The sequence below is a fragment of the Planococcus sp. 1R117A genome (genome assembly GCF_051417975.1).
GTDB classification, from domain to species: Bacteria; Bacillota; Bacilli; order Bacillales_A; family Planococcaceae; genus Planococcus; species Planococcus shenhongbingii.
On record NZ_JBPRLO010000002.1, the window covers coordinates 385,953 to 412,266 of the forward strand.

Below are 26,314 nucleotides of genomic sequence, written 5' to 3' on the forward strand. Positions count from 1 at the left end.
GTCTTTTTAGTTGTTTCGCCGTAACTGATTTTTGATATTGAGCAAAATAAAAAAGAGTGGCTAAGAGACTTTTTTGCATCTGCTCCTGCATTGCTTAACTGCAATACCTGTGGCAAAAGAGTTTTGGGATTTTAAATTAAAATTATTAGCTCCGCCTTTTCTATCCTGAAACTTTTATAAGAAGAAGAAAATGCGTTTGCTATTGCAAAAATGACACTAAATAGAGAAAAAATTCGAAGCCATAGAACATAATAAAAAACATCACTATCCAAAATAGAATTTGCTTGAATTTCGATTGGTTCTTTAACGCTTTTGGATTATCACCAAGTCTTTTATTGAACTCCTTTTCTTTTTCCTTGAGCTCCAATTTTTTTCGTTCCTTTTCCGATTTGTCATCGTTATTCATTAACTCACCCTCCAAATTTGATTTTGATTGGTGAAACTGTAAATCTTCGATTCAAATGGATTATATTCTTTCCATACCCATTAACCTGTATTATTAACTAAATTTTCCGAACTCAATTCTTGAATAGAACAAAGGATTGAAGTGCCGCAGCAAGTTCGTTTCCTGCTGCTTTAAATCAACTACAAATCGAAGGAGACAGGAAAAAGAGGAATATTTTTTAAAATCAAAAAAGCCTCCAATCGCAATTGATGGACGCTTTTTTAAAATCATTACATTAATTCGTTTACATGCATTTGATCACTAATAACAATTCATTTTCCAGGAATCTTTTAGCTGCTAACTTACATTCTTTATTCGCACTCAGATCAGCTATAGCCAAAACCCAGCCAGATTCCAGATATTGAGCAAGCTCTTCTGCATTTTCATTGGCGACAATGAATTTATCACTTTCTTATCCATGTCTTCTAGGAATATCAATTTGCTAAAATCCCAGATACTTTAACTTGATTTCATTCCGTTTCAGCTGAATTATATAACCTGCATCCGTTCCGGAATCGTAGCGGCCCACCTCAAATTCCTGCAGTTTGATCAGGTGCCGGAAATAGGCAGGGACATCCGTCTCCCAATCGAGATTCGTCAGCATGAGAGGGAAAATAAATTCCTTCTTTTCTCCACTTACAGCAAAACTACTTACTTGTTTCCAGCAGTTCACGCGAATTGGCGTCGAAGATTTTATAGCCTATTTCAACCAGATGATCTTTTGAAACAGTCACCTCGCAATAGTAAGGGACGGATTTTCCATACGCGTCAAGCTCCGGGAGATCCGTAAATGAGAACCGCTCACCTTTATCCAGCATGTCAAAGGTTGCGTCCGCATAACGGCCATCTGCAGAAATCTCAATTCTGCATTCCCCTTCGACCACATCATATTCTTTCAGAAGCATGTATTTGAGACTTGGAAGAGTGACTAATAAACATAAACCACCTAATAATAAAACTCCAACAGCTTTGCCCACAACTAGAAATCCTAAACTCCTGTTTATGAACTTATGTACAAAGTAACCTGCACCGCCTGTCACAAAGAAAATTCCTAATACGAGTATGAAATAATACAACTTCGTCACTTCCTCTGTTATTCGTCTACTGCTATATACGTCGAGCCGTTTGCAAAGTTTCATTTCGAGCAAAACGGTACGCAGCATTTTCTAACATATGTATTACTCCTAATCCGTGGCAAGGCATCTTCGTTTCAAACATCCGAAAATGACATCCTATGCACTTTCTATGCAAACAAAAAAGAGTGCCTTGACTATCAAATCAATGAATCTGCTTTAAAATTCGTCTTCTTTTTTATCTGCCAATTGAACAACAAGAGGTGAAAAAAATGAAAAGCAATATCTTAGCAGTCTTAATATAATGTGTTAAACCCCAAAGCAAGTCTTTATTTTTGTAAGACAGGTACTGTTTGGTGCCGCATTTAGCACATTCTTTCCCCTCCTCTGAAAAATGAAGCAACCATAAATTTCTTGCTTTCCATTTAAATGTGCAGTTGGTGCAACGTGCCACTGAACAAACCCCTTTTCCTTGTATAGTGTTCTTTTTGAAATTGCATTTGTTAAGAATTGAATTTGAAAACAGATTCTTTTGCTTTCAATTTCTTCTTCCAAAATCGAGGAAGTCTTAGACCACTGCTGGTCCAATCAACGCACCAGGACAATCATTTCATTTAAGTGTCTTTTCTTCTGTTAAGTTCTGATATATACACCTATATCCTTTTAATATTCCGGCTTCAAACCCTTTAAACTAGCCTTCTGAATGTATCTTTTTTCTAGTAAAATCAGTTTTTCTCGATTTTATAGGTAAGTCATTGGAATCGTGAAACCGAAAGTAACTTAATTTGTATTAAGTTACTTTCAAATTTATTCAAGTAAGTCCAAAACAGTTTCTGACAACCTATGCCTTATTACCAATTGTGCTTTTCTTGCTTTGTTATTTAAACCTCTAAGATCTTCTGTCTGTAGTTCCCAAGACATCTTTGTTTCATTTTCCAATTTAATGACTTCCTCTTCCAACCACTTATGGTATTTCTCATAAATGCTTATAGCGATTTTCTCATTTTGGAATTCTTCCGGAACTCTAAAGTGCAAATTGTAAATCCATTTGCCAAACGCTTCCTTACCATGTTTTTCGATTCTTTCTTTGAATATCCCTAGTATTTCTTCTATAAATTCTTTATCAAAGTTCTCTTCATTCATCTTCATCTCTAACTGCTCTAAAGTAATTTCATTCCAATGTCTCTTCTTCAAATCCAGCACTTTCTTAAACACATTTTCATCTCCAATACTTGCTATTTTACTATCGATCGCAAAGAAGAAAGAAATGACTGATTGTCATTCCGGTTAAGTCACTTCAGTTCCTTGTACGTTACATCTCTCAAACGAATGGGTATCACTCTTGTCACCGCTTTTTTTACTGGAGGCATAAAGTGCTGTTTGCTCCTGCAAAAGAATGATATGCATTCCAAATAAAAAATGCACCTCAAAATGAGCCAGGAAATGCCTCTCCCAGCTCTCGATATGATGATATCCGTTCGTGAGCTCCCTCACACCGTTCATCCATTCAAAATATTCCACCTTGATCGCTACGTCCTGCCTCTCGTCGCGCCTCGGCTTCAGCTAAATTCTGGTTTAACGTCTTTTCCTGGTTGCTTAAGTTATATTTCCGCCGAGTCAAAACATCCACAAGACAACTGCCTAGAAATAAAGCGGCCAAGGAGCCCCAGAAAATCCACATCATCCAATGCATACATTTCCCGTCCTTTCATTTCATTTATCATTTCAATCATCCATTGCTTTTATATCTTATTATACGGTTTACTGCTTCAATGCGTTTCAATAATTTTACTTTTCAGAATTAAAATTCATATATTGTTTCGAGCCGATTACCTGTTTAAATGTAAGGGGGTGCTCAAGTAGCGATTCCACTAGCCTGTCTCGTCACTTTAAATGTAAATCTTCCTAAGCCCTTTCTAAATTCAACCTTTCCCATTGACATCGCCAATTTAAATAAAATAAATAACCATGCTATTAAACCATTCGTAAAAGTATACGATTACGAACAAAGAGAAGAGCAGCGGATTCTTATACCGCTGCTCTTCATTAGAGTTGAACTCTAGATTAATAAAGAGTCCACTAATTTGATATTTAGCGTAAAGTTAAAAATTTGCGGATGCTCTCTCCTCTTCTCCAATCCTTTTAAGAAGTTTGTTCGTTTGTTGTAATGAGCAAAAGGACAGACAGCTTCAGAAAGCTGTCTGTCCTTTCGATTTTTAAAAATTCACTTTGACGAATGCCCTTTTAACTGACTTGAGAATTTGACTTTACTGCAGGCACTTTTACACTTTTAGTATAAGCGGCTTTTGTATCTATCCATAGTTTTTCTACAAAAGCACTCGGTTTTTCATATATCCAGCAGTGATCATTACTGCAAAACTGAGAATTAGTCCATAAACTCCTGGCTGCCAGCCCCAGCCTTCAATGAACGATGGATTAAAGAATCGAAGAAACATGGATAATGCCGTACCTGCAATTAATCCTATGATTGCTCCTTCTTTATTAGCACGTTTCCAGTACAAGCCTAAAATGACAATTGGAAAAAGCAAAATGATTCCATCATAAGTGAATAACGCAAGAAAAACCATTAAGCCCAAATCGGCGGTACCAAAAAGCAGAGAAACCAATGAAATAACGATTACGGATATTCTTGCAATATTTACTGATTTCTTGTCCGAATCTGCGCAGGCCGCACAGAATACGGAACTAGGCCTTAGTGGAATTAGGATTATCATCCATTCCGATCAGGGAAGTGACGACTCGTTATATGTCTATCAGAATTTGATCAAAGAGAAACACGCGGTGATTGAATCGTTCCACTCGACTATCAAGTCGGAAGAATTTCAATATGTCAAATTCACTTCATTGAATAACTTTCAAGTCGTTGAGAAAGTAACCGGCTATTTGCATTATTACAACGAAGAGCGGATTCTCGAAAAGCAGGCTGCCCGGCACCCAAGGAATTTGGGACCAAGCAGCCTGCTAAAGTTTTTATAGGTGTCTCGAATCGCTATGGAAGTCTATGCGCATTCTCTTTTTGTCTTACATAAATCGTATAATGCTTTTAACGTCAATCTATCAATCCCCACATATTTGAAAAGATTCCAACAAAGATCAATGCCAATACGACGATTGTAAAAATGACCATACCGACTTCTAGCGGCACATATTCCTTGATTTTCGGTTCAACTAAGCCTTCATTATGGTACATAGAGTGATCATGCAGCAATGGTTCGACGGGTTCGATGGGTTCAATAGGTTCGGTGGAGTCTTGGATGGTTCGGAATTCCTCTTTATCCAAAGGTTCTTGTTGATTCATAATGAACGCCTCCCATTGTTCTTCTTGTCGACATAATATTAACACAAAAATCAGATAATTAACACTAGGGAGTTTTTCTCTGAAACAGAAAGGCGCTGAAGTTTATGACAATAAAAACTGAGTGTTTAAAAGCAATCAGCCGAAAAATCCCCAAATGTCGGAACTTATACCAGTAATAGCGATGATCAATAACAAGAAAACGAAAATGACGGTTTGAATCGGTTTGTATTTCTGCAACTTCCGATAGGTTTTGATATGTACACTCTAAATCTTTTTATTTTCAGCTATTTACTTCACTTTCATAATTCGCAATAGATTGTCCTGTCTATTTCTCTAAGAATAACCTGTCAGCTAATGGATTGTCTGCATTCATAACAGAATTTCTAGAACTTATTCGAATTCAGGTCTTTTTTTGTTGCGCAATAGAGAACACTTGGTTATAGAAGCGCAATCATCAGAGATGTAGAGTCTTAACCTGGAAATCACTGAGATTCCAAACGATACAGAGAATGTTTGAAAACTGGAGGGAAAACGTAAAATATAGTAAAATAAGTATAGAGTCTTACAATGACATTGATAAACAGAAGGGATAAATTGGATAGCTAATGGAAAATTTTAATTTCTCTTCGATAATAGAAGATAAGAAAAACTCTCTCCCTGAACAAATTGCTTATCATATTATGAAAAAGATCGTAATAGGTGAATTAGTTCAAGGGACGAGATTGATTGAATCAAATATAGCGAAAGAACTGAATGTTAGTAACATCCCTGTTAGGGAAGCTTTTTATATTTTACAAAGCACCGGCGTTATCGAAAGATCTCCGAGAAAAGGTGTACGTGTAAAATCATTTTCTATACAGGAGATGAATGACTACACGGATGCTTTAATTGAATTGTTTAACTTAGCTATAGATTATTCAAAATCTAAATGGGATGAAGAAAAGGTCAATTATTTGCAAAATTGTTTGAAGGAAGCAGAAGAACAATTAGCAGAAAAAAACATATTAGAGTATGTCGTGAAGGTTTCTGATTTATGCCAGCACATCTTCCAAGTTGCGGACAATAAGGCGTTTATTAAATTTTATTCGGATATCACCTTTATCACCAATGCCTATTCGCAAATGAAATGGGGCGATGTTGAAAAAACAGAAAGTCGCAGTATATACTTGCGTGCAATGGTTGATGCGCTAATTCATTCAGATTTTGAGCAGACAAAAAAATCCTTTGAAATTTTAACAAGAAAATCGCTGAATATTGAATAATAAGAGATTAAATTATTTCTGTGAAAATCTTAAAAAAATAAAAGCCAGCCAGCTGTTTAAAGAAGAGTACCCTCTTTAAAACTGCTGGCTGGCTTTTGCTTATCCATTGTTAAATTTACTAATCATTGATTTTTAGTTGGCCATAACTCCACCATCAACGATCAGTTCTGTACCCGTAATAAATTTAGACTCTTCAGAGGCAAGGAATAAGGCTGCATACGCAATATCAATCGGATCGCCAAAGTGACCAAGCGGTGTTTTGTTAATGTACGACTGTTTTGCTTCTTTGGCTGCTTCGTCTTCGAGAACTGCGGACATTGGTGTTTTGATTTGGCCCGGACAAATCACATTTGCTCGGACATTGTCTCTGCCATAATCAACAGCAATATTTTTAGTCATTCCAATTAATCCGGCTTTCGCAGCTCCGTAACCAGTGCCGCCTTGGCCGCCGATCAATCCACCGATGGAAGAAATGGTCACGATGGAACCACCACCCGCTTTAATCATTTCAGGAATGGAGTACTTACTTCCAAGGAATGCTCCTTTTAAATTAATTGCCAGCAGTTTGTCCCATTCTTCCACATCATGTTCAGCGGCTTTGGCGATAAACGGACCGGCAACTCCAGCAGTATTCACTAGCACATTTACTTGGCCATATGTATCTACCGCAGTCTTAACAGCACTTTCCCAATCTTCAGGAGAAGAGATGTTCAATTTAACAGCGATGGCATCACCGCCACCTGCTGTAATGTCGTCAACTACCGATTGAAGTGCTTCCATATTCATATCGCCGCCAACCACTTTGCCACCTTCTTTTGCGAACAAGCGAGCCTGTTCTGCCCCCATTCCACTGCCAGCCCCTGTGATAATAGCTACTTTACCTGATAATCTGCTCATTATATTTCCTCCTCATAACTTCTTTGAATAATATATAATATATTATTTTCTTATATTAATTATATATAATATATAATCCGTTTGCCAGTTATCTGTTTTGGCCGCTAATAAATTAACGAACTGAGTATTTTTCACTTAATGAGAAAGCATAAGGAAAGTCAGCAAAATCTAAAGATTAACTGTCTCATTCTTGAATCTTGTTAGCCTTTTTCTTTGGGAATCTCTAGCATGTTGCAGATACATATAAAAGCGTTCGTAAAAGTACACTTCTACGAACAAGAAAATGGCCTCCACAAAATCCTTTCCTTCGTTAAAAATTATAACTCGCTTCTTTTTCCAATCGCAGTTTGGTGTAGGTCTCTTGGGGAACCGCTCATACGCAGTGCAAAAATAAGAAAGAACAAAATGAGCAATCGCAAACCAGCTAGCCCATCAAACAAGAAAAGGAAGAGAAAAGCTCTAATGAGCGTTTTCTCTTCCTTTCAAAAAAGCATCGACTTGATATCAATTCGATGCTTTTTATTTAGATGCAGACTTTAAGAATTAAAAATCAAAAATTGATTTGATGTTTGTAATTCTCCATTATAATAAGGAAAGAAACTTCTGGGCACTTGCTGAATCAAAAAAGAAACTAAAAACGTTTGGAGTAGATGACATGACCGAGATGTTCTTGTATAACTGGCAGATTCGAGAAGAATGGCTGGGCTGGTGCGAGACCCTCTCACCAGAAGAATTAGAGAAAAAAAGAGCTGGCGGAATGGGCAGCATTTTACACAATTTATATCATGTGGTCTATTGCGAGCAATACTGGATCAACCACTTGCGCGGGACCCCGGTCCTTGGCAATGACATGAAGAATATCACCACTTTACAGGAGGTGAAGGCATTTTCGGCTCTTATCCAACCGCAAACCCATCAATTTCTCCAATCCTATCCACTCGAAGGAGCAAATCAGGTTTTGGAACATCAAAGAAAAGATGGTTCAATCAAGTTGTTGCCGTATGAGAAAGTGCTCAGGCATATTACGGCGCATGAAATCCATCATATCGGTCAGCTATCCGTCTGGTCTAGGGATATGGGATTGAAGCCCGTTTCTTCGGATCTGATTTATAGAGAATTTGTCTAATACTCTATAAAATACTCCGGATGCTTCACCACAAGAAAGAGAGGCTGCAGTTTTGCGCAGCCTCTCTTTCTTATTGTGGATTCCCATCTGAATGGCTATAACATCTGATGACAGGTAAACTACAGTTGCCAAGCCAACTCATTTAAGAAGGTCAGAACATCTTCGTTCACATCGTCCATGTCCGCGCCTAACGTCATCAAATGCTTGGAGTTCGGATAGCCCTTCATGGTTTTTCGATCCGACGCCACGCTTTGGAAAATCACCTCGGCACTTTCTTGATACAACGGCTCATCCAATTCCCCGTACAGTATCCGAATGGGCGAGGTTATTTGCGTTAAGTTGTCCCTCGTTCGGTCGATGAGCTGCTGGAACTCGACCAATGAATCGACCGGCAGATCGTGAAGATTGTCCATTTCCAGCCGGATTTGGTCCTCGTCTTTCCCTTCCAGTTGTTTGTATCGCTTCGCATAGTGAAAGACACGCTTTTGCAGAAAAGCCGCCTCCCGCTGGATCGGCACAGACATGGTCACCACGCCAGCCACTTCCAGCTCCTGCGCCGCTTTCAAGGCCAACACCCCGCCAAGCGACAGGCCGATCACCGCTATTTGGTCAAACCCTTTGTCCTTCAGCAACTGATAGCCGCCCAGTGCATCCTGCCACCAATCGGATGGGCCATATGTCAGAAGGTCTTCCGCGGGCAAGCCATGTCCGCTGTACACCGGGGCGTAGCAAGAATAGTTGTGTTTCTGCAAATGCCTGCCCAACTTTTTCATATCGCTCGGATTGCTTGTGAAAGAATGCAGGAGCAGAACGGCTTGCTCTCCGCCTTCATAATAAAAGGGCCTCGGGGGCAGCAGTTTCATCATATTATTAAATCCCTCATTCCCCATTTTTTCACGTTGATTAACTAAGCGTACATCGAATTTTTATCCTTCCGTTCCAGTGTAACATCCCTTTGATGTGAAACTCACCTGTCCACTTTACTTAAGTTCATGTCTTCATCATCTTCTTCTGACTTAGGATGCATCCCATTTCCCCACTATTGAAATAGCTGGAAAACCGTCTGTTAAAGGCACCCAAAACACCCGAATCAAAAACTTCCCTTCCCAATGAATTTATCGAACCAAAATTCATTCACAAAACCGATTGTAAAAGTACCTGCTACAGACCTAAAGGGAGAGAAAATGTTAATTTAAGCAACATCTTCTCTCCCTTTGTATTTCAACAACTTTTGATAATCCTCCATATGTAAACTAGAATTCCCAATTTTTTCATGCAAGTTGTCATACAACTCTTACTTCCTGTAAGTTTGATTGCTCCATTTCCTTGTTTTAAATGTATTTCAGTTCCAAAATTAAAAAGGATTTTTGGTTATTGTGCCTATCTTGACACTCCCGATTCATGATAATAAAGAATCTGACTCGTTTATTGACAAAAGAAATTACATGCGTTAAATTAGTAATTAATAATTACTATTAATGAAAATGACTAAATTGGTCTTGCCATTCCTGTTGAAAATGTTTTTGAGAAACAAATGATTTTAGAAAACAAAAGGAGGAGTAAGGTGGAAAACATTACGGTTAAAACAAAATTCGATCAGTTTTTTGAAAAATCCCAGTCTTTGGAGAGGATTTATGAGGAATACGCGCTTTCAAAGGGATTGAAGTATATGAGCTTTACGGTGCTGGGCATTATCTATGACAATCCCGAAAGCTGTACGCAAAAGTTGATAGTTGACCGCAGCTTATACACGAAGCAAAGCGTCAATCTGATCATTAAGTCCTTTTGGCAGGGTGGATATGTGGAATTGAAAGAAGATCCGGCCGATCGCCGCAACAAGAAGATTTATTTCACTGGAAAGGGACGGATATATGCCGACGAAGTCATTGGCAAGCTTCAGAATGTAGAAAAGCAGGCAATGGAACAGTTAAGCGATGACCAATGGGAACAACTCCTGCAAATGGTGGACGTGTTCGAGAAAAAATTTCTATCCGGCATGGCGGATCTTCTTTCTTCCAACGCATGACCCGGTTATCTACCCTTGCATGTTGAAAGGAGAATAAACAACCATGTGGCCACTCATAACGTCTGGAATCGGCTTAGGGATAATTGACAGTCTTAACCCATTTACCATATCAGCTCAGGCCGTCTTGCAGGCACTCGTGAAAAAAACGCATCATATTTGGTATTACATCTTGGGTACGTTCATCTCCTATTTCATTGGCGGGTTATTGGTCATTTATGGGATGGATAAAGTGTTCTCGGCCTTCTATCGTCACGTTATGGCTGCCTATAGCGGTGTAATCTTTTCCGTAGAAATAACAGTGGGGATAGGTCTTGTCTTTTTGGGCGCCTTCCTACTTTATAAGCGTAAAACGGTGTCACCAGCTAGTAAAACAAAAGAGAAAGAAATAGCTCCGCCTAAATCGGTGGCCCCCGTATTCCTGCTTATTCTCGGTGCATCAAATACCATAGGCGATTTGCCAACGGCCATACCGTACCTGATTTTTATTGCCCAACTTGTGGAAGCGAGCATTTCAATGGGGTCCGTGCTATTTTTACTCCTGGTCTACAATGTCATTTACATCCTTCCCCTCGTTCTCCTGTTCTTTCTGTATCTTTTCAATCGGGATAAGGTCGATAACTTCATCGGAAAATTCCGAAAAAAAGCTACGAAGATAAGTGAATGGGCGGCCATTGTTGTGCCGATAACTGCAGGCTTGTTTTTGGGAATTCATGGATACGTCAACTTATTCCTATAAGAGAAAATAATAGGCATAGCTGATGGTTAAGCTATGAGAGTTAAATATTAGCTTTGCGGCATGGCATGATCCAATCTCTGCCGATTCTTAAACTTTATATCTTTAAAACTTCTCAATTTTAGATTGAAACGCGCCCTGTACGCGTTTTGTTTCCCCTTTATCAATTTGATAAAGGGGATTCTCTTGTTAAGACTTAAGTGTTTGAAAAAGTACTTTTTTGCAGTCAACAGGGAAAGAAGATGTGCTTTGGTAAACCTCTTCTCTCTCTTCGTATTTAAGCAGCTTCTAATAATTTGCTGATATGTTAGCTAAAGCAGTTCATTTGGTATTAAAATACTGAAACCGTTAAAGGGTGATGAAAAGGTGAAACATTTCCCACTTTTTCTTCTAGGGCTTTATGGAATTCAAACAGAAAAATAAGCGTAAGCGAATAATGCAATATAAAATAAAAGGGGCAAAAAGCTAATCACTAATCCGATCTTCACCGTTTTTTTTTATGAATGAAAGAACAGCTCCAACCACCCAGACAGCAATTGGTATAAGCCAATATGGATATGGATAAGGATTATCCGTAAAATTTTCTCCAATTCCACCTGAGGCAAAAAAGGTTGAAAGAGAAATTACAAAAAAACCGGTCACCAACAGGTGACAAATTCGATATAGGTGAAAGCCCATTTTCATTCCCTTCTTTCGACATTCAGCTTTCTAAGTGCCAGTGCTGAAGCATCCATTCGTCATGTATTCCATCATCCGGAAGATGCTTCTTTATTGCCGTTAAACTCACATCTAATGCCACTTCTGTGAATCCCTTGCCTTCAGTTCCCTTCATAGCAATCAAAATAAATCCTCGGTTTAGCCCCGTGCTCTGTTTTTAACTATCTGTCCATTTCCTTAAATAGGTAATTCGCCAAATTCCCCCGTATTCCTTTTTACAAGGCCCCTGTTCTTTCCAAACCATTTTTAAAAGTACACTTAAACAAACAAAAAGAAAGTGAATTTCTATGAAGTCTCTTTACTACCAATAATCCATTATATGTAAAATAATAACAAACATGAATTAAGTAAGTTTACTTTGCTATATTACGCATTGCTTGGGCGAGTTGAATCAGCGTCTACGTCTATGAACCAAGATAAGACCGTCGTACTATCACGGACATTCTTTTCTTTGATTTCTTCTAACAAGGCTTGTACTCCTTGCTCATTCGAAAGGGTTTCAAATGGTTTCCCGACTTCATTCGGGTTCGAGAAGTTGGCATCTGGACATTCAACAAGCCCATCAGTGGTCAACAATATATGATTTTTCCCTCTCCTTAATTCTTTGGTTCCGACGCTGTAACAGGGAACCGGTAGGTCAAATGTATTCACTTGGCCAATCCATTCATAAAAGCTGCGGTGATTTTGTTGGGTTTTATTCAACGCTTTTAGTTCTGGATGGAACAGATAAAGAAGACAATCCCCGATGGATAACCACCAGAGAAAATAGAGTTAAAAATCCTATTATGAGAGTAATTAAGCCTGACTCCTACTATAGTCAAATGGAGTTTTTATTAGGATTTATATTTATGGGAAAATCCGTGGTCATTCCTCAATTGACGACTTACTTTGATCATCAATCAATTACTTATAAGTATCTAGCAGCAGATATAAATATCCCTTCTGTCGATGATTTACAAACTGAAATGAACGATAAACTTATACAGTTCTTAAAAAACAAAAATCGTAAATACAAGCTCGTCTCTATGCCATTTACTACAGACAAACTCTTTATTCATATAGGCTTCTATCAGAAAAATTGGTATGTCGCCACTTCCATGAAAGGGAAACCACCTTTAGACGTTTTGGCACATGAACTTTTGCCAAGTTTATATAAGTTAAAGGGACAATCAAAGAACCAAAAGACATTATCGAAGCTTCAATTTATAGAGAAAGTAAATTTTAAATTTGAAGACAGTTTAGAAATGGATTTCAAAAGCTTCTATTTCTTGTATTTGAAAACAGCATTCAATGCTTTGGCTTATTTTAATGGGGCATTATTTGTACTGAATAGTGTTTTTGATGAAATTAGAAAGAGTATCATTGAAGTTGGTGATTCAGGTAAATTTGCTCGTTTAAAAGAAAAACATGAACAACCGGAAATCGAGTCGTATATTGAAAAATTCCCCAACAAAGCTCATTACGTGATTATTTTTTCAAAAGACAATATATTAAGCGCTTATGTTTCTTTTTATGGGGAAACGCCAGCTGTCATTGCATTAGCAAGCGATTATGAAGGCGAATTCTTTATAGACGGTCTTATATGCGATTGGGAAAATGCAGAGGAAACGAGATTGGAGAAATGGATATGAAAAGAGGCTTGAAAGATACAAATTTATAGTAAGAAAAGCGTCTTCATAAAAACTGACTTTCCATTTTTGTTAGACACAACTAACCAAGAAGATGCGAGTATATCATTTACTGCAACCACAAATGAATGAAGTCCAAATTAAAAACATGAGCCCGGTGGAATACCGGGCTCATGTCCAATAAGCAATTTAAATTCAAAGTCTCATTTTGGGGGTGCAGCACCTTTTTGGTTTCTGGACCTCCCTTTTTAAAATTTATTTACAGGAAAATGCGGAAGCACATATTCCCTCAATTCCTCCATCACGTCTTCTGCAGGGCGTGTTCCGTGTTTCAAACCAAATATCACATGATTCACGCCCGCATCTTCATAGGCACGCAGGTAATCGATCAAAAATCGATAGCCCGACCTAAACCCGCCTTGTATCGGTTTAGGTGCTTCGTTTGGATTCTCGGATAAGTCGATAGCCAAAGCCTGTATAAACGGTTTGAATTCACCGGCCGCTTCTCGCCACTTATTCACCAGTTCACGCTGGTCATTGACGCCTTGCGAATAAAACAGCCAACCATCTGTATGCTCGGCTAACCACTCAATCGTTTGGCCGGAATACCCCGTTCCCAGAATGGGGATGCCGGATAAAGTGGGCTTGGGAACAATATCGCCTTGCTCCAAATCCACTCGCTCAGTCTTTATTTTCGGAAACGACTCTTTCCACACTTTTTTCATGACTTCTATAGACTCTCTAAATAATGCTGCACTTTCGGCAGGATCCACTTGGAATGCGGGAAATTCAATGGGCCGGTCACCGGTCGCAACTCCCAATAAGAAACGCTCTTTTGATATTTTGTCCAGGGAAGCCGCTGACTTCGCTACGTGAAGCGGGTGACGCAACGTCGTCACAATACTCGCCGTACCCAGTGCGATTCGATCCGTATGTGCCGAAACATACGCCAGAAATACCCATGGGTCATATAAAGCCCCTACATCGCCAAAGTCCGCATCGTAAAGGGGTGCATCTCTTACAAACAACGAAGCAAAACCCAGATTTTCTGCCTTTTTAGCCAGTAGCATCTGCTCTTCCAGATTAAAAGCCGGAAAACTTCCCGTATACGACTCTAACGGAAATGTGAGTCCGAGAGTTAATTGGCGGTCCGCAAATGTCCGTGCAAAGCCTTTATGTGATTGAAATTTATCCATCGCTTCATTCTCCTGCTGCACATGAGCCACATTTAGATCTTGTGCCATGTCAATTTGATTTCCTTTAATCACTCATTCAAACTCATAACAATTCCTTGGCCAACAACCGGTAAACTTCCAGGCGTTTTTCTTGGGCATGGGGAATACTGACAATCATCGCTTCATCAAATCCATATTGTTGTTGCTCTTTTTGTAAGAGCATCGCAATTTCTTTCGCAGCCCCCACCAAATGGATTTTGCGATTATCTAGAATGATCATGCGATCCATTTCCGTCAATGGATAATCACTTGCTTCCTCAGGTGTCAGAACCGGTGCTATTTTCCCCTTCGTAAACAGTAAACGCGAGATATCTTGAGACTTTGCTTCGAATTTAGCTTCCTCATTTGTTTCAGCGGTTGTCACCATATAGGAAACATTGATTTCCGGTTTTTCCATAAAAGCAGAAGGTTGAAAGTTTTTTTGTATGCATCCAATATCTCCTTGGACATTTGACCGTTGAAAAACTGGGCAAATGAATAACCAATCCCCCGGATCCCTGCCTGAATGGCACTGTTGCCAGTCGCACCCAGCAGCCAAGCTTCCGGCAAAACAACTTGGGACGGTGTTGCGATTGTTTGGGTATACAGATCATCTTCAGGTATTTCATCGTTGATCAATTGCAATGCCGTATCAAGTTTTTCATACATATTGTTTACCATTGGCTGGCGTCCTTCTGATAAAGCATAGATGGAACGCTGATCCCCGCCCGCAGCCCGGCCAACACCAAAATCGATCCTGCCTGGTGAAAATGCACTTAATGTTTTAAACACTTCGGCTAGTTTCAACGGGGAATAATGCATCATCATCACGCCCCCGGTACCGATTCGAATAGTTCTCGTTTTGGCAGCCAAATGAGCGGCGATGACTTCAGGAGCTGAGCTTGCCAAGATATTCATTCCGTGATGTTCCGCCATCCACATGCGATGATAGCCTAATTCATCGCCCAAAACGGCCAATTCTTCCGCATTTTTTAACGCATCTACTGCTGTATTTCCCTTCGTAACAGGGACTTGGTCTAGAATACTTAATCTCATTTTTACACCCTTCCAATCTTCTTCTGCTATCCCCTAATTCGGGACTTATTTTCTCCTCTAAAGTCGTGCGTATCTACTTTCTGGAATAGGCAATTCTAAATTACCTCGTAACGTATTTGATTCATATTCTGTACGGAAAATGCCTCTATCCTGTAAAATGGGAACGACTAAATCAGCGAAATCTTGTAGTCCTGTTGGATACTCTTGTTTTATTAAGAACAGATCCATCGCACCTGCTTCATACCATTCCTGAACTTGATCGGCTACTTTTTCTGCTGAACCGAAAAATCTAGGTTTTGGTATTCTATAATGGGGCATCAAGATTTCCAATTCTCTGAACTTTTCTTCTGCTTCTTTTTCAGTTCTACCTACGATTGGGTTTTCAAGCACTGCAACAATAAAGTCTTCCGGTGATCGCCCTTCTAAGGCTACTCGTCTTCTCAGCTCTGTCGCCATTTCCACGATTTCAGCAAGAGAATCATTATGAATAAGGGCTGCGTCCGTATACTTTGCAGCATTTTCCATCATATCGGTAGAAGTACCCGCTGTGAATAGTACCGGTCTTCCTTGGACTGAACGACTAATACTTAATGGACCATCTACCCAAAAGTAATTTCCTCGATAATTTAAAGTGTGCATCTTATTTGGATCAAAAAATACCCCACTTGCTTTATCGCGGATAAAAGCATCATCTTCATATGTATCCCATAATCCTAAGACAATTTCCATAAATTCCTTTTGCATGGGATATAAATCATTTTTTGACAAGTGCCCCCGGCTAAAGTTAACCAGGCCTCCGGGATTTGAAGTTATTAAATTTACAGAAGCCCGTCCTTTACTAATTTTATCCAGTGATAAAATTTGTCTTGCTGCTGTATATGGATCTCCATACGAACTAGCAATGGTCGCTGAAAGGCCAATGTTTTTAGTAGCCATACTAAGTGCCGACATAAGACTGACACCTTCAAAGAAACTCAAGTAATGCGGAATGTTCCCTGGTCCAACATGGCTGACATCGATTAAAAATAGCGTATCAAATTTTGCTTTTTCTGCTATCTCTGCCTGTTTTACATAGTGATCAATATTCTCACTCGCATCGGAAGGCATCTCTGGATGTCTCCATCCCATATAGTTCCAGCCAACACCTTCAAGCACAGCACCTAGTTTTAATTTTTTTCTATTATTCATTTAGTTAACCCTCTTTTATAGTTGGAATGTTTTATAACTGTTATTCTTTCGTTCAAACCCTGTTAACAAATTGAGGAATCCTAGACTCAATTTTCATTTATAACACCTCTGTTGTTAGGTCACACACGCTCATAAAACGCTGATGGAATCGACCCGATATGCCTGCGATGATAGAGTAAGGGATCCTTTTTATCCGTACGTATATTTGTAACGGCTCCGATTAAGATGGTATGATCCCCTGCTTCCACCGTTTGAAATGTTTCACATTCCAAGACAGCGAAAGCACCTTCAAGAACAGGCAGCTGATTATCCGAGAAACCCCATTTAATCTGGCTAAAACGGTCTGCATCTTTGCTTGAAAACAGCTTAACTAACTCCTGCTGATCATCTGCCAATAGATGGACGATGAACTTTCCGCTTTTTGTAAACGCATCAATTGATGAAGCTTTATGATCAATGGACCAAAGAATCATAAGTGGATCCAGCGATACAGAGGCAAATGAATTCACCGTTATTCCGACTGGTTCCCCTTCACGATTGGTCGTCGTGACCACAGTAACACCTGTGGGATAATTCCCCATTGCTTCTTTGAACAACCGTTGATTATCTTCCTTCAACATAACAAATTCTCCTTTTTCTACGCCAATTACTTTTTCTACATAAATCCGTTTTAGTTAACTTATCTGCTTCTGTTACAGGGGTCCGTATTGGTAGGGAACACCCATATGCTCCCGCAGCGTAGCCCCTTCATAATCTTCATGATACAGCCCGCGTTCCTGTAAAATCGGAACCACCAAATTAACAAAATCCTCGACCCCATCAGCTGCTATATCTGGTACCACAGAGAACCCATCAACTGCCTCTGCCAGAAACCATTCTTCCATAAAGTCTGCCACCTGCGTTGGCGTGCCCGCAACGACAGGATGATAATTGATCACTCCGTGGGCCAGGATATCCCGAATAGAAAGTCCTTTTAAAGCCAACTCCAAGGCCCGGGGAGAACGTGGATCCTGAGGACTAGGATAAGCTCGTTTCAGCATCTCCGTTGGAATCGGCTGGTTGATATCCATCGCATCCACCGATAAGGCCAATCCAATCATAGCCCCTAGATAGCGAACTCGATCCGGAATCTCGTCAGGAGAAAGATCCATTAACTGTCTTCGCCGGTCAAGTGCTTCTTCTTCGGTTGAGCCTAATGAAAAAATAAAACCTGCAATCAGCTTAATGTCGTCAGGATTTCTCCCGAAACGAACAGCGCTTTGTCGAATGGCTTGTCTTTGTTCGCGGGCAGATTCGATATCATAAGGATTGGCATAGACACCAGAAGCATAACTCCCTGCCAGCTCCAGCCCTTCATACCCGCCTCCAGCCTGGAAGATCACCGGCTGTCCTTGTTCAGAAGGCGGGATCGCCAATGGTCCGCGTGAACCAAGATACTGCCCTTGAAGATTGATCGGCTGAATTTTGTCCATGTCGGCAAACTGTCCACCTTCTACATCCAATGTCCAGGCATCTTCTTCCCAGCTTCCCCACAACGCTTGAACAATTTGGATGGATTCATGCGCCATGGCATACCGATCCTTGCGGCTTAAAGGCTTCGCGCCGAAATTCATTATCGCAGCCGGATTGGAGGTCGTCACTGCGTTCCAGCCGACCCGTCCGTGGCTGATGACGTCCAACGCCTTGAACTGGCGCGCCAAGTTATAAGGATAATTGAACGTCGTGGACAAGGTCGCGACAAGACCGATCCGTTCCGTTTCCGTGGCAACAGCCATCAGCGCTAACATGGGATCCATAGTGAACGTTGGGCTCTGCCGAGTCAGATCATCACTTAATACCGGAGTATCCGCTATAAAAATCATCTGAAATTTTCCTTTTTCAGCCATTTTAGCCATCTCGACATAACTATCTGTGTTCGTGAAGGTTGCCGGATCAGTTCCAGGCATCCGCCAAGCGCTGGATTCAACTCCGTATCCCGTAACCATCATTAGTGCAAGTTGCATTTTCTTTTCTGTTTTCATTTTTCCCATCCTATCTTCTTTTAATAATTGGATGAATCTAGTTTCTGTTTAGCTACTGAACCTGCTGGTGATTTTTAGCCGCACACCCGTGTCCCATGATCTTTGATGTGATGAAAGGGCCGATCTTTTCTCCGGATATGGAAGGCCAAGATTTCCTCGAAAAGCATCAGATTCATACTCTTTTCGGACTATTCCTTTCTCCTGCAGAATAGGAATGGCCAAGTCACTAAGGAATTATAGAAACGAATAATTTCCCTTTATTCGCAAACTGATTTTAATTAGCTTACTAAGCATATAGTCGTGAACCGTTTTAATTAGCTTACTAATTATATAGCAGGAGAGTATTTAAAATAGATTACTCTCCATTTGCTTCATGATGCGTCTTAACAGCATGCGCTCTTCCGGTAAAATTGAATGGAGTAATTTTTCTTGTTGCCGTCTCCATTTGATTTTAACCGGTTTTTCCAACTCTTTTCCCTTATCGGTTAGGAAAATCCGCATCACCCTGGCATCTTTCTGATCACGTTTCCGGTAAATGAATCCGTTTTGCTCCAGTGATTTAACCATATTTGTCACCGTGGGGGGTTCACAATTTAAATGCTCAACTAACTGCATTTGTGTCACCCCATCGCCTGACCATAAGCGAAAAAGTAAATTATCTTGACCTACGTAAAGGTTAAGTTCTCTTAGACTCTCGCTGTAGTCACGACGCATTCGAGATGAAATTTTATCCAACAGCTCACGAATTTCACAATCAACCTTCTCTTCCATATGGCATCCCCTCAAAAAGTTTTAATGTACTTAGCTGGCTAAATATATCATGATGAAATTCAAGTGTCCATTTATTACTCTGCTCTTACGGCACACAAATTCCACTGCAGCCTAACTATGACATTGAATCAACATATGATTTATACAACATGCTCAGTAATAAAAAAGGGTTCTAAAGACGCGAATAGAGCATCTTTAGAGCCCTTCAGTTAACGTGTAAATATTCTATTTACGAAAAGTGATGATTAGGTTCCTCGTACAACAACTAATCCTGGTTGTGGGTCACGAAGAGAGGCCAGGGCATTCACAGCACCATCAAAATCATGGACAGTAGTGCGGAGGGGAGATATTTTCCCTTCTTCCAGCAAGTTATTTAAAACCGCAATACTATCCGTACGCTCTTTTCTTGTACGAACTGAGTGGAGTCCCCCGGTTACAGAATACCCCTTCCATAAGATATGCCCTGGATCCGGGACTCCCCATGTTCCGCTAGCAAAACCAATCAACACCACTCGTCCGCCTATAGTAATACTGTTGACAGCGTTGGCATAGGCATCCCCACCAACCGTATCATAAATGACGTTTACTCCTTGACCATCGGTAAATTCAGCAATGGCTTCTTCGAATGCCTGTTCTTTGGGATTAAAGGTATAGTCAGCTCCTTGGTTGCGGCAGAACTCCTCATTTTCCTTATTTCGCGCTGTGGCAATTACAGTTGCTCCAAGTGCTTTGCCTAATTGTATGGCCGCTGCACCTGTTCGGCCGGATCCCCCTAATACAAGTAACGTTTCACCTGCTTTTAGTGCTGCACGGTCAACCAGACCGACATAAGCAAGATGGAATGAGCCTAAAAAGCCAGCAGCTTTATCATCTGGAAGCATAGCCGGCGCCAGTACTGCGCTGTCCGCTGGACTTAGGCAATATTCTGCCAATCCCCCCAAACCAATATCGAAACGTGTGTTTCCCATGACGCGATCTCCTTCTTTAAACGGATATCCGGGGCCGGCTTTATCAACAATCCCTACCATCTCTTGACCAAACGAGATGGGGAGTAAGTTTGAAACCAAATAAGTTCCTTCTAACATCATTTTTTCGGGGAGGGCCACTACAGTAGCCAGAACTTTTATTCTGGCTTCATTTTCTTGCGGCTCTGGCAAGGGAAGTTCTATTTTTTTCACAACATCTTCAGCTTTTCCTAATTGAGGCGCTTTCCAACTAAACACATATATCTCTCCCTAGTTACTTCATATTTTAATAACCCTTTTGACAAGTGTACAGCTTACCATCATTAGGAGTTCAAATCATGTTTCACGATTGGGTGCGTTAATTAAAGGAGAAAGGACCTAATACATTTCATATGATTATCTATTTATGGTTCTAAAAAATCTGGTTCTCAAACAACTCCATAAAAGAGCGACCACTAGTGATCGCTCTTCTACTTTGTTATTCATTTAAATCTCAACATCCAAGTTTGAATGACATTATTTACTGTTTCAGGATATATTTTAGCCACACGTCTTATAAACCACTTCGCAGCATCTTCTACTGACTTTTCCAGAATTTAAACGGCCTGCAAGTTCTTCTCTGGGTCTTTCAATTTCCTCAGTTCGAGTTACTCCAAAATAAATGTGTTCAATGTTAGGAACGCCCTTTTTGCAGGTGTACGGACCTAGCATGGCATCTAGTTAAGCACCTTCTTGTTCTTTTACTAGCTTCTGATGATATGTTAACTTGGTGTGTATGGCCCATACAAGCTCGTTCAGCGAATAATGTTGTTTGACAGAAGCGTTTCCCCATTACGGAGGAACGTCTTTTTTTACTAAGAGGCTAAAGGATGATTATTGCTTTTATGATTGAAAAAAATTGTACTTAATTCAAATATTTTTAATGAATGAACTTAAATATAAAGGGGAATAGTTTGCCAATCCATCTAAAACTTCGATTCCTTAGTGTCCAGGAAATTGAACTTTCAGGTTGAAATTTGCTTCTCGTACAAAACACGGTTTGGCGGCTGGCCCCCTAAATAAGATAAATGGATATGGTGAAAAAATACATGGTCAATAATCACCCTTTAAGATTATTTAGTTCCGTCACGATAAAGGGTAAGGCTTTTTTTATATATTGCTCTGCTGAAAGAGAACTATTATGTTGCCAATCTATAGATGCTCCGTAAATTCCCCAACTCAACACAGCGGCACCAATTTTTGAGGCTTCTGAATCCAGCTTGGACTGCTGCTTTACAAGGAGAGAGTAAACTAATTCTTCCAGTTCTTTTTTTACTTTTTGTTCAATGATTGAATAAAAGGATTCATAACTCCTTCTGCATTGTGAACTTAATTCTTCGCTTCTTTCTGTATGGAACTTAGTTAATGTCAGAAAAACCTTTACAATGGTCTCTTCATTCAACCTATCGTATTGACTCAAGCTTTTAATAATCCTTTCTTCTATATCTTCTGTGATGGCCGCATCCATCACGTCGTACTTATCTTGAAAATGAGAATAAAAAGTGGCGCGATTAACGGTTGCTTCCTCCGCAATATCATTTATTGTAATGTCTTTGAACTCCTTCTTTTTAATTATTTTCATAAAAGCATCCATTAACAATTTTCTGGTCCGTGTAATGCGTGGATCTACTTTCAACGCTTCCATATTTCTCGCTCCCTTTCCTATACATAGACAACAATTTAACGTGTTTGTTGTTTAAGCGATAAAACACCAAACCTGACGATTGATACTAAATGAACTTTCCTATAGTATCAAGTGTACAACATCTGTTGTTTAAGCGAAAGATGTTATATTTTACGTTTTTACTGTTTGACAACTGGATGAATAGGTCAAGCGCTTCAAAAATAAGAAAAACAGCATCGCACTATTTTTTCTTATTAATGGAAAGGCCAGTAAAGGCTAGCTTGCCTAAATACAACTAAGAGGAAGTGTTTGAACATGACACAAACAGCAGTAAAAGGACAAGAAATTCTGGATGCGTTTCATTTTAGACGTGCGATAAAAACCTTTGATCCAACAAAAAAAATCCCAGAGGAAGACTTTGATGTCATCTTAGAAGCAGCCCGACTTTCACCAAGCTCAGGTGGCTATGAGCCTTGGAAATTCCTCATTATTCAAAATCCGGAATTCAGAGAAAAGCTAAAAGAAATTTCTCCTGGCGCACAAGGCACTCTTCCCACTGCAAGCCATTTCGTGATCATTCTGGCAAGAACCATCAAGGATACAAAGTACGACTCAGAATATCTAAAAAACCAATGGCTTAACGTTGTAGGATACCCTGCTGAAATGTATGATCAAATTAAAGACGCGTATAAAGACTTCCAGGAAAATCAACAAAATACACTAGTAAATGAGCGGACCATGTTGGATTGGGCTGGAAAGTCAACCTATATTCCCTTTGCCAATATGATGACTGTAGCAGCGTTACTCGGAATTGACTCTTGCCCAATCGAAGGGTTTTATCGTGATAAGGTACAACAGCTTCTTGAGGAAGAAAACTTACTGGAGGATGGTCATTTGGCTGTATCGACTATGGTTGCGTTTGGCTACCGAGCAGATGAGCCTCAATTCCCTCGAGGAAGAAAAGACATGAAGGATCTTGTGCAGTGGATTAAGTAACGATTTCAGACGGGAAAAAGTTTTAAACATAACAGCTGTCATTTTTTAATGCGCATTCGGACTGTTGTACAGCTTGAAGCTTCTTATCTGTTTGGGTCCAAACTGGATGATCCTTGGACATTCATTAAGAACTGTAGGTATCATTCTATAGTTCTTTTCTTATGGACTGAGGGCATTAACCATTTCCGTGAACGCCATGATATGTAAACTAATTTATATTAGTAATTGACGAGCTTTATATCATTGCGATAAATTCCGTCCACTGTTTCGCCTATCACTCGTTCGCTTTGATTGACTGCGCTTCTTTTGGCTGCTCGATAAGACAACACTGAGTAAAATAAGAGCTGCCCCGATATAGCCTTTGCCGTGTAATATTTCTTGTGCAAATACATAACCAAATAAAGCTGCGAAAACCGGCTCTAACGAAAACATCAGTCCTGTACGTGTCGGTGACGTGTATTTTTGGGCGATGATTTGAAGGATAAATCCGATGGCACTGCAAAAAACGCTTAAGGCAAGAATCGCAAGCCAGCTAGTTGTGGTACTGGGCCAAGCAGGCACTTCGAAAATAAGTGAAAAGAGGAATCCATATAAGCCGGTGAAGCCTAGCTGGGCAATCCCTAAATTTAACGGATTCACCTTCTTGGCTGCCGAACTTACCACTACAATATGCACAGCATAGAAAAGCGCAGCCCCCATACAGAATAAGTCGCCCCTATTAAACACCAAAGGCAGTTGAATCGTCAGAAAGCCGATTCCTGTAATGGCAAGAATCACACTCAACACGACTTTCCATTCGACTTTTTTTCGCAATACGAAAGCAGTAATCAGCGGAACAAATACCACGGTCAAGCTGACCAAAAAACCTGCGTTGGAAGTGGTGGTCGTGTTCAATCCAAACGTAATTAACACAAAAACAATAAATAAAATAAACCCTAGAATTGCCGCATACTTTAAGGTGAGTCGATCAATTTTCCTGAACCGCCGAAAAAAGAGGCCCGCCGCCAGAACAAATGCCAATCCGAATCGAAGCGCTATTACATTGAATTCCCCAAGTGAATCAATTCCTATTTTCATAAACAAATAAGACGATCCCCATCCGATTGTCACCAGTAACATCAGTAAATCTGCCTGGAAAGGCTTCATGCGTCTCCTCCTTCACTGTGCCTTCTTCTAATCTATAAAAATAAAGTATACTTTTATCGCTAAAGTGAAGAGCGATTGCTTATTGATATTCTTTCTTCAATTGATGATTCTCATCGTAATGGGCTTTTGGGTGATAAGAAATGATGGGTTGTTCAACTAGAGTATGAAGCCGCTTTTTGTACGCCTCCAAATACATTTTCCGTTCATCTGCGTCATGTGACGGTGTCCATGAGATGAATGGTTCGACTGGCTGCATGCCCGAAAAGTAGAGCATGCCATGATTGATATGGTAGAGGATTTTTTCATGAATATCGCCATCCATCCCGTTTGGCATGTACGCACCTTTGGGCGTTCCAGTCGTCACAGAAAGCATGGCTTTCCTGCCTTTTAAGCCTCCCGAATCGTACCTGTTTTCTCTGGTGTAGATAAAGCCAGAAGCATACACCCGGTCAAACCATCCTTTTAAGATGGCTGGCATGGAGTACCACCAAATGGGAAACTGAAAAATAACAAAATCTGCCCACAATAGTTTTTCTTGTTCATCTTCAATATCGCGTGAAAAACTTTTGGTATTGACCGCATGTTTCTGTTCAACGGCATACTTTAAAAAGTTTTCGTCCTGCCGCTGCTGAAAATCACAGCTGTCTGCGACCGCCTTGAAATTCATGTCATATAAATCCGATACTATTACGCGATGACCCAAGTTAGTTAATTCTGAAACTGCCAAGTCCTTTAACGCTCCATTGAACGATTGCGGTTCAGGATGGGCATACACAATCAGTACGTTCATCTTTTCATCTCCTCACGTATAAATCACTTATGTTTAGCCCGCGTCTTTTCAGACTTCATTTTCAGGATAGAACATCAGCATAAAAAAGCCGATCGGTTCCGCTGTTTCATTTTTATAGCTGTGCGGAACGGTACCGGAAAATTGAAGCGCATCCCCTGCTTTTAATGTATAACGCTGACCTTGAAGATCCATGGTCAATTCTCCATTTTTCATGATGATGTATTCCTCCCCCAAATGGGTTTTGGCCTGATGGAAACAGCCTGGCTCCAGTTCCGTCATGTAGATTTCGAATTTCTTATCCGGATGAAAAGGGAAAAAAGGATAAACCCGATAATTGCCTTCATTGTCCATGATGGGCTCAATATCAGCCAGACTAATTTGGTTGACTTGAGGTTCACTTTCCGTCATGAAGGAAGTGAAGGAAACTTGAAGGCCGTTTGCGATTTTCCATAAAGTCGCCACCGTCGGATTGGATTTCCCTTTCTCAATTTGGGCCAGCATGGCTTTACTGACCCCTGTTGCTTCAGAAACCTGATCGAGTGTAAGGTTCCTTCGTTTCCGTAGATTGGCCAAGTTTTTCGAAATAATCCCTTGAATATTTTCCATTGCTTGCCTCCTGTTAACTTTATTGACAAACAATATAACATACATTTAAACGTTTTAACAGACGAAGGGTTTTGATTAATCCTTAGATGGCATTTCTCTAATCAGTATGTTGAGTGTTCGTAGAAAAAACCGTTCGTAAACGTTGCAAATCATTTTACGAACGTTCGCCGGGTTGCAGGGACGTTGACGGATCCCTCGATCACTCATACTTCCAGCCAACCTTTCTCTCTCCCATTCCGCATGTCCAAGACTTCTTGTAGATTAATTTACTAAAGCAGCCACGGGACTGGTCCCACGGCTGCTTTGTTATGGCTGTAGTTTTAGTCGGATTAAAATTTCTTCCAATAAAGACTCATACATCTCCACTGGTTTCGCCCCTTCTTTACGGGTGTTGGTGATGACCGTTTCAAACAGTAGATTTTTCACAGGCGCACTTGCAGATTCCAGAATAGCTGTTTCGGTTAGTCCTTCCGTATCCCGGAGAGAAGCGACCATCCCCAAAGTTTGCAGCGAGTTCTGCAGGAAAAGCGAGAGCGTCTGGGAAAGTGATGGAATTGAGTATCTTTTTCAGCAGCAATTTGAAGTTTTTAAAGGAGACATAACATTTCTTGTAAAAATAACGATTATACTTACAAAAAAGGAACTCACAGAATGTTAATTTACACCACTCAA

The 26,314-nt window shown here is 40.2% G+C and carries 25 protein-coding genes and 1 pseudogene; 7 read left to right on the forward strand and 19 right to left on the reverse strand.

Going from position 1 to position 26,314, the window contains the following annotated elements:
• Positions 1–1,092: 1,092 nt before the first annotated feature.
• The 3 genes from ACSFXN_RS07355 to ACSFXN_RS07365 all read right to left on the reverse strand — a co-directional run bounded on the left by ACSFXN_RS07355 (position 1,093) and on the right by ACSFXN_RS07365 (position 4,145).
• Positions 1,093–1,521 carry a hypothetical protein gene (locus ACSFXN_RS07355; protein WP_437149525.1) on the reverse strand — a complete coding sequence of 143 codons (429 nt, stop codon included), beginning with the start codon at positions 1,519–1,521 and terminating at the stop codon, positions 1,093–1,095.
• Between the two features lie 804 nt (positions 1,522–2,325).
• Complete coding sequence (locus ACSFXN_RS07360) at positions 2,326–2,733, reverse strand: hypothetical protein (RefSeq protein WP_437149526.1); 408 nt, start codon at positions 2,731–2,733, stop codon at positions 2,326–2,328.
• A 1,112-nt stretch (positions 2,734–3,845) separates the two neighbouring features.
• A complete protein-coding gene (locus tag ACSFXN_RS07365) occupies positions 3,846–4,145 on the reverse strand; it encodes a sodium:solute symporter family transporter (RefSeq protein WP_437149906.1) in 300 nt (99 codons plus the stop codon).
• Here ACSFXN_RS07365 and ACSFXN_RS07370 point away from each other — a divergent pair.
• Positions 4,084–4,515, forward strand: a complete 432-nt coding sequence (locus ACSFXN_RS07370; protein ID WP_437149921.1) for a hypothetical protein — start codon at positions 4,084–4,086, stop codon at positions 4,513–4,515. The genes ACSFXN_RS07365 and ACSFXN_RS07370 overlap by 62 nt on opposite strands.
• A gap of 73 nt (positions 4,516–4,588) precedes the next feature.
• Here the strand turns inward: ACSFXN_RS07370 and ACSFXN_RS07375 are convergent, their stop codons facing one another.
• The gene (locus ACSFXN_RS07375) at positions 4,589–4,837 is read right to left on the reverse strand and encodes a hypothetical protein (RefSeq protein ID WP_437149527.1); all 249 of its coding nucleotides are present in this window, start codon (positions 4,835–4,837) and stop codon (positions 4,589–4,591) included.
• 605 nt (positions 4,838–5,442) lie between these two features.
• On the opposite strand from ACSFXN_RS07375, the gene ACSFXN_RS07380 reads away from it, so the two are divergent.
• Positions 5,443–6,099: a GntR family transcriptional regulator gene (locus ACSFXN_RS07380; protein WP_437149528.1), complete on the forward strand. Its 657-nt coding sequence runs from the start codon at positions 5,443–5,445 to the stop codon at positions 6,097–6,099.
• Between the two features lie 132 nt (positions 6,100–6,231).
• Here ACSFXN_RS07380 and ACSFXN_RS07385 read toward each other — a convergent pair whose 3' ends face one another.
• Positions 6,232–6,996, reverse strand: coding sequence for an SDR family NAD(P)-dependent oxidoreductase (locus tag ACSFXN_RS07385; RefSeq protein WP_437149529.1), 765 nt, complete (start codon positions 6,994–6,996; stop codon positions 6,232–6,234).
• A gap of 655 nt (positions 6,997–7,651) precedes the next feature.
• Here ACSFXN_RS07385 and ACSFXN_RS07390 point away from each other — a divergent pair.
• On the forward strand, positions 7,652–8,122 hold the full coding sequence (locus ACSFXN_RS07390) for a DinB family protein (RefSeq protein ID WP_437149530.1): 471 nt from the start codon (positions 7,652–7,654) through the stop codon (positions 8,120–8,122).
• A 119-nt stretch (positions 8,123–8,241) separates the two neighbouring features.
• Here ACSFXN_RS07390 and ACSFXN_RS07395 read toward each other — a convergent pair whose 3' ends face one another.
• The gene (locus ACSFXN_RS07395; RefSeq protein ID WP_437149531.1) at positions 8,242–8,988 is read right to left on the reverse strand and encodes an alpha/beta hydrolase; all 747 of its coding nucleotides are present in this window, start codon (positions 8,986–8,988) and stop codon (positions 8,242–8,244) included.
• Positions 8,989–9,686: 698 nt separating this feature from the next.
• Between ACSFXN_RS07395 and ACSFXN_RS07400 the strand changes: the two genes are divergently transcribed.
• Entirely contained in the window at positions 9,687–10,148 is a 462-nt protein-coding gene (locus ACSFXN_RS07400) for a MarR family winged helix-turn-helix transcriptional regulator (RefSeq protein WP_437149532.1), read from the forward strand.
• Positions 10,149–10,191: 43 nt separating this feature from the next.
• Entirely contained in the window at positions 10,192–10,884 is a 693-nt protein-coding gene (locus ACSFXN_RS07405; RefSeq protein ID WP_437149533.1) for a GAP family protein, read from the forward strand.
• A gap of 697 nt (positions 10,885–11,581) precedes the next feature.
• On the opposite strand, the gene ACSFXN_RS07410 is transcribed toward ACSFXN_RS07405, so the two are convergent.
• On the reverse strand, positions 11,582–11,722 hold the full coding sequence (locus tag ACSFXN_RS07410) for a hypothetical protein (RefSeq protein WP_437149534.1): 141 nt from the start codon (positions 11,720–11,722) through the stop codon (positions 11,582–11,584).
• A gap of 242 nt (positions 11,723–11,964) precedes the next feature.
• Positions 11,965–12,300: a hypothetical protein gene (locus ACSFXN_RS07415; protein ID WP_437149535.1), complete on the reverse strand. Its 336-nt coding sequence runs from the start codon at positions 12,298–12,300 to the stop codon at positions 11,965–11,967.
• Between ACSFXN_RS07415 and ACSFXN_RS07420 the strand changes: the two genes are divergently transcribed.
• Positions 12,240–13,229, forward strand: a complete 990-nt coding sequence (locus ACSFXN_RS07420) for a hypothetical protein (protein WP_437149922.1) — start codon at positions 12,240–12,242, stop codon at positions 13,227–13,229. The two genes, ACSFXN_RS07415 and ACSFXN_RS07420, sit on opposite strands and share 61 nt — an antisense overlap.
• A gap of 245 nt (positions 13,230–13,474) precedes the next feature.
• On the opposite strand, the gene ACSFXN_RS07425 is transcribed toward ACSFXN_RS07420, so the two are convergent.
• The 8 genes and pseudogenes from ACSFXN_RS07425 to ACSFXN_RS07460 form a co-directional block, all read right to left on the reverse strand.
• Positions 13,475–14,422 (reverse strand): LLM class oxidoreductase, encoded by a 948-nt coding sequence (locus ACSFXN_RS07425; RefSeq protein ID WP_437149907.1) that lies wholly within the window; start codon positions 14,420–14,422, stop codon positions 13,475–13,477.
• An 82-nt stretch (positions 14,423–14,504) separates the two neighbouring features.
• A pseudogene (locus ACSFXN_RS07430) lies at positions 14,505–15,496 on the reverse strand (LLM class flavin-dependent oxidoreductase).
• Positions 15,497–15,553: 57 nt separating this feature from the next.
• Positions 15,554–16,684 (reverse strand): NtaA/DmoA family FMN-dependent monooxygenase, encoded by a 1,131-nt coding sequence (locus tag ACSFXN_RS07435; RefSeq protein WP_437149536.1) that lies wholly within the window; start codon positions 16,682–16,684, stop codon positions 15,554–15,556.
• Between the two features lie 119 nt (positions 16,685–16,803).
• Positions 16,804–17,304, reverse strand: a complete 501-nt coding sequence (locus tag ACSFXN_RS07440) for a flavin reductase family protein (RefSeq protein WP_437149537.1) — start codon at positions 17,302–17,304, stop codon at positions 16,804–16,806.
• Between the two features lie 72 nt (positions 17,305–17,376).
• The gene (locus ACSFXN_RS07445; RefSeq protein ID WP_437149538.1) at positions 17,377–18,687 is read right to left on the reverse strand and encodes an NtaA/DmoA family FMN-dependent monooxygenase; all 1,311 of its coding nucleotides are present in this window, start codon (positions 18,685–18,687) and stop codon (positions 17,377–17,379) included.
• Positions 18,688–19,050: 363 nt separating this feature from the next.
• Positions 19,051–19,476: a MarR family winged helix-turn-helix transcriptional regulator gene (locus ACSFXN_RS07450; RefSeq protein ID WP_437149539.1), complete on the reverse strand. Its 426-nt coding sequence runs from the start codon at positions 19,474–19,476 to the stop codon at positions 19,051–19,053.
• A gap of 245 nt (positions 19,477–19,721) precedes the next feature.
• The gene (locus ACSFXN_RS07455) at positions 19,722–20,699 is read right to left on the reverse strand and encodes a zinc-binding dehydrogenase (RefSeq protein WP_437149540.1); all 978 of its coding nucleotides are present in this window, start codon (positions 20,697–20,699) and stop codon (positions 19,722–19,724) included.
• Positions 20,700–21,540: 841 nt separating this feature from the next.
• Positions 21,541–22,125 carry a TetR/AcrR family transcriptional regulator gene (locus ACSFXN_RS07460; protein WP_437149541.1) on the reverse strand — a complete coding sequence of 195 codons (585 nt, stop codon included), beginning with the start codon at positions 22,123–22,125 and terminating at the stop codon, positions 21,541–21,543.
• A 294-nt stretch (positions 22,126–22,419) separates the two neighbouring features.
• Here ACSFXN_RS07460 and ACSFXN_RS07465 point away from each other — a divergent pair, with 294 nt between their 5' ends.
• A complete protein-coding gene (locus ACSFXN_RS07465) occupies positions 22,420–23,100 on the forward strand; it encodes an NAD(P)H-dependent oxidoreductase (RefSeq protein WP_437149542.1) in 681 nt (226 codons plus the stop codon).
• 240 nt (positions 23,101–23,340) lie between these two features.
• Here ACSFXN_RS07465 and ACSFXN_RS07470 read toward each other — a convergent pair whose 3' ends face one another.
• The 3 genes from ACSFXN_RS07470 to ACSFXN_RS07480 form a co-directional block, all read right to left on the reverse strand.
• Positions 23,341–24,246, reverse strand: coding sequence for a DMT family transporter (locus ACSFXN_RS07470; protein ID WP_437149543.1), 906 nt, complete (start codon positions 24,244–24,246; stop codon positions 23,341–23,343).
• 79 nt (positions 24,247–24,325) lie between these two features.
• The gene (locus ACSFXN_RS07475) at positions 24,326–25,036 is read right to left on the reverse strand and encodes an NAD(P)H-dependent oxidoreductase (RefSeq protein WP_437149544.1); all 711 of its coding nucleotides are present in this window, start codon (positions 25,034–25,036) and stop codon (positions 24,326–24,328) included.
• A 48-nt stretch (positions 25,037–25,084) separates the two neighbouring features.
• Complete coding sequence (locus ACSFXN_RS07480; protein WP_437149545.1) at positions 25,085–25,642, reverse strand: helix-turn-helix domain-containing protein; 558 nt, start codon at positions 25,640–25,642, stop codon at positions 25,085–25,087.
• Between the last annotated feature and the right edge of the window lie 672 nt (positions 25,643–26,314).

Coding starts and splice junctions, on each gene's coding strand:
- ACSFXN_RS07375 (WP_437149527.1), bottom strand. CDS start 4,837: ATGAATCAACAAGAACCTTTGGATAAAGAGGAATTCCGAACCATCCAA.
- ACSFXN_RS07380 (WP_437149528.1), top strand. CDS start 5,443: ATGGAAAATTTTAATTTCTCTTCGATAATAGAAGATAAGAAAAACTCT.
- ACSFXN_RS07385 (WP_437149529.1), bottom strand. CDS start 6,996: ATGAGCAGATTATCAGGTAAAGTAGCTATTATCACAGGGGCTGGCAGT.
- ACSFXN_RS07390 (WP_437149530.1), top strand. CDS start 7,652: ATGACCGAGATGTTCTTGTATAACTGGCAGATTCGAGAAGAATGGCTG.
- ACSFXN_RS07395 (WP_437149531.1), bottom strand. CDS start 8,988: ATGATGAAACTGCTGCCCCCGAGGCCCTTTTATTATGAAGGCGGAGAG.
- ACSFXN_RS07405 (WP_437149533.1), top strand. CDS start 10,192: ATGTGGCCACTCATAACGTCTGGAATCGGCTTAGGGATAATTGACAGT.
- ACSFXN_RS07420 (WP_437149922.1), top strand. CDS start 12,240: ATGTATTCACTTGGCCAATCCATTCATAAAAGCTGCGGTGATTTTGTT.
- ACSFXN_RS07425 (WP_437149907.1), bottom strand. CDS start 14,422: ATGGATAAATTTCAATCACATAAAGGCTTTGCACGGACATTTGCGGAC.
- ACSFXN_RS07435 (WP_437149536.1), bottom strand. CDS start 16,684: ATGAATAATAGAAAAAAATTAAAACTAGGTGCTGTGCTTGAAGGTGTT.
- ACSFXN_RS07440 (WP_437149537.1), bottom strand. CDS start 17,304: ATGTTGAAGGAAGATAATCAACGGTTGTTCAAAGAAGCAATGGGGAAT.
- ACSFXN_RS07445 (WP_437149538.1), bottom strand. CDS start 18,687: ATGCAACTTGCACTAATGATGGTTACGGGATACGGAGTTGAATCCAGC.
- ACSFXN_RS07450 (WP_437149539.1), bottom strand. CDS start 19,476: ATGGAAGAGAAGGTTGATTGTGAAATTCGTGAGCTGTTGGATAAAATT.
- ACSFXN_RS07460 (WP_437149541.1), bottom strand. CDS start 22,125: ATGGAAGCGTTGAAAGTAGATCCACGCATTACACGGACCAGAAAATTG.
- ACSFXN_RS07465 (WP_437149542.1), top strand. CDS start 22,420: ATGACACAAACAGCAGTAAAAGGACAAGAAATTCTGGATGCGTTTCAT.
- ACSFXN_RS07470 (WP_437149543.1), bottom strand. CDS start 24,246: ATGAAGCCTTTCCAGGCAGATTTACTGATGTTACTGGTGACAATCGGA.
- ACSFXN_RS07475 (WP_437149544.1), bottom strand. CDS start 25,036: ATGAACGTACTGATTGTGTATGCCCATCCTGAACCGCAATCGTTCAAT.
- ACSFXN_RS07480 (WP_437149545.1), bottom strand. CDS start 25,642: ATGGAAAATATTCAAGGGATTATTTCGAAAAACTTGGCCAATCTACGG.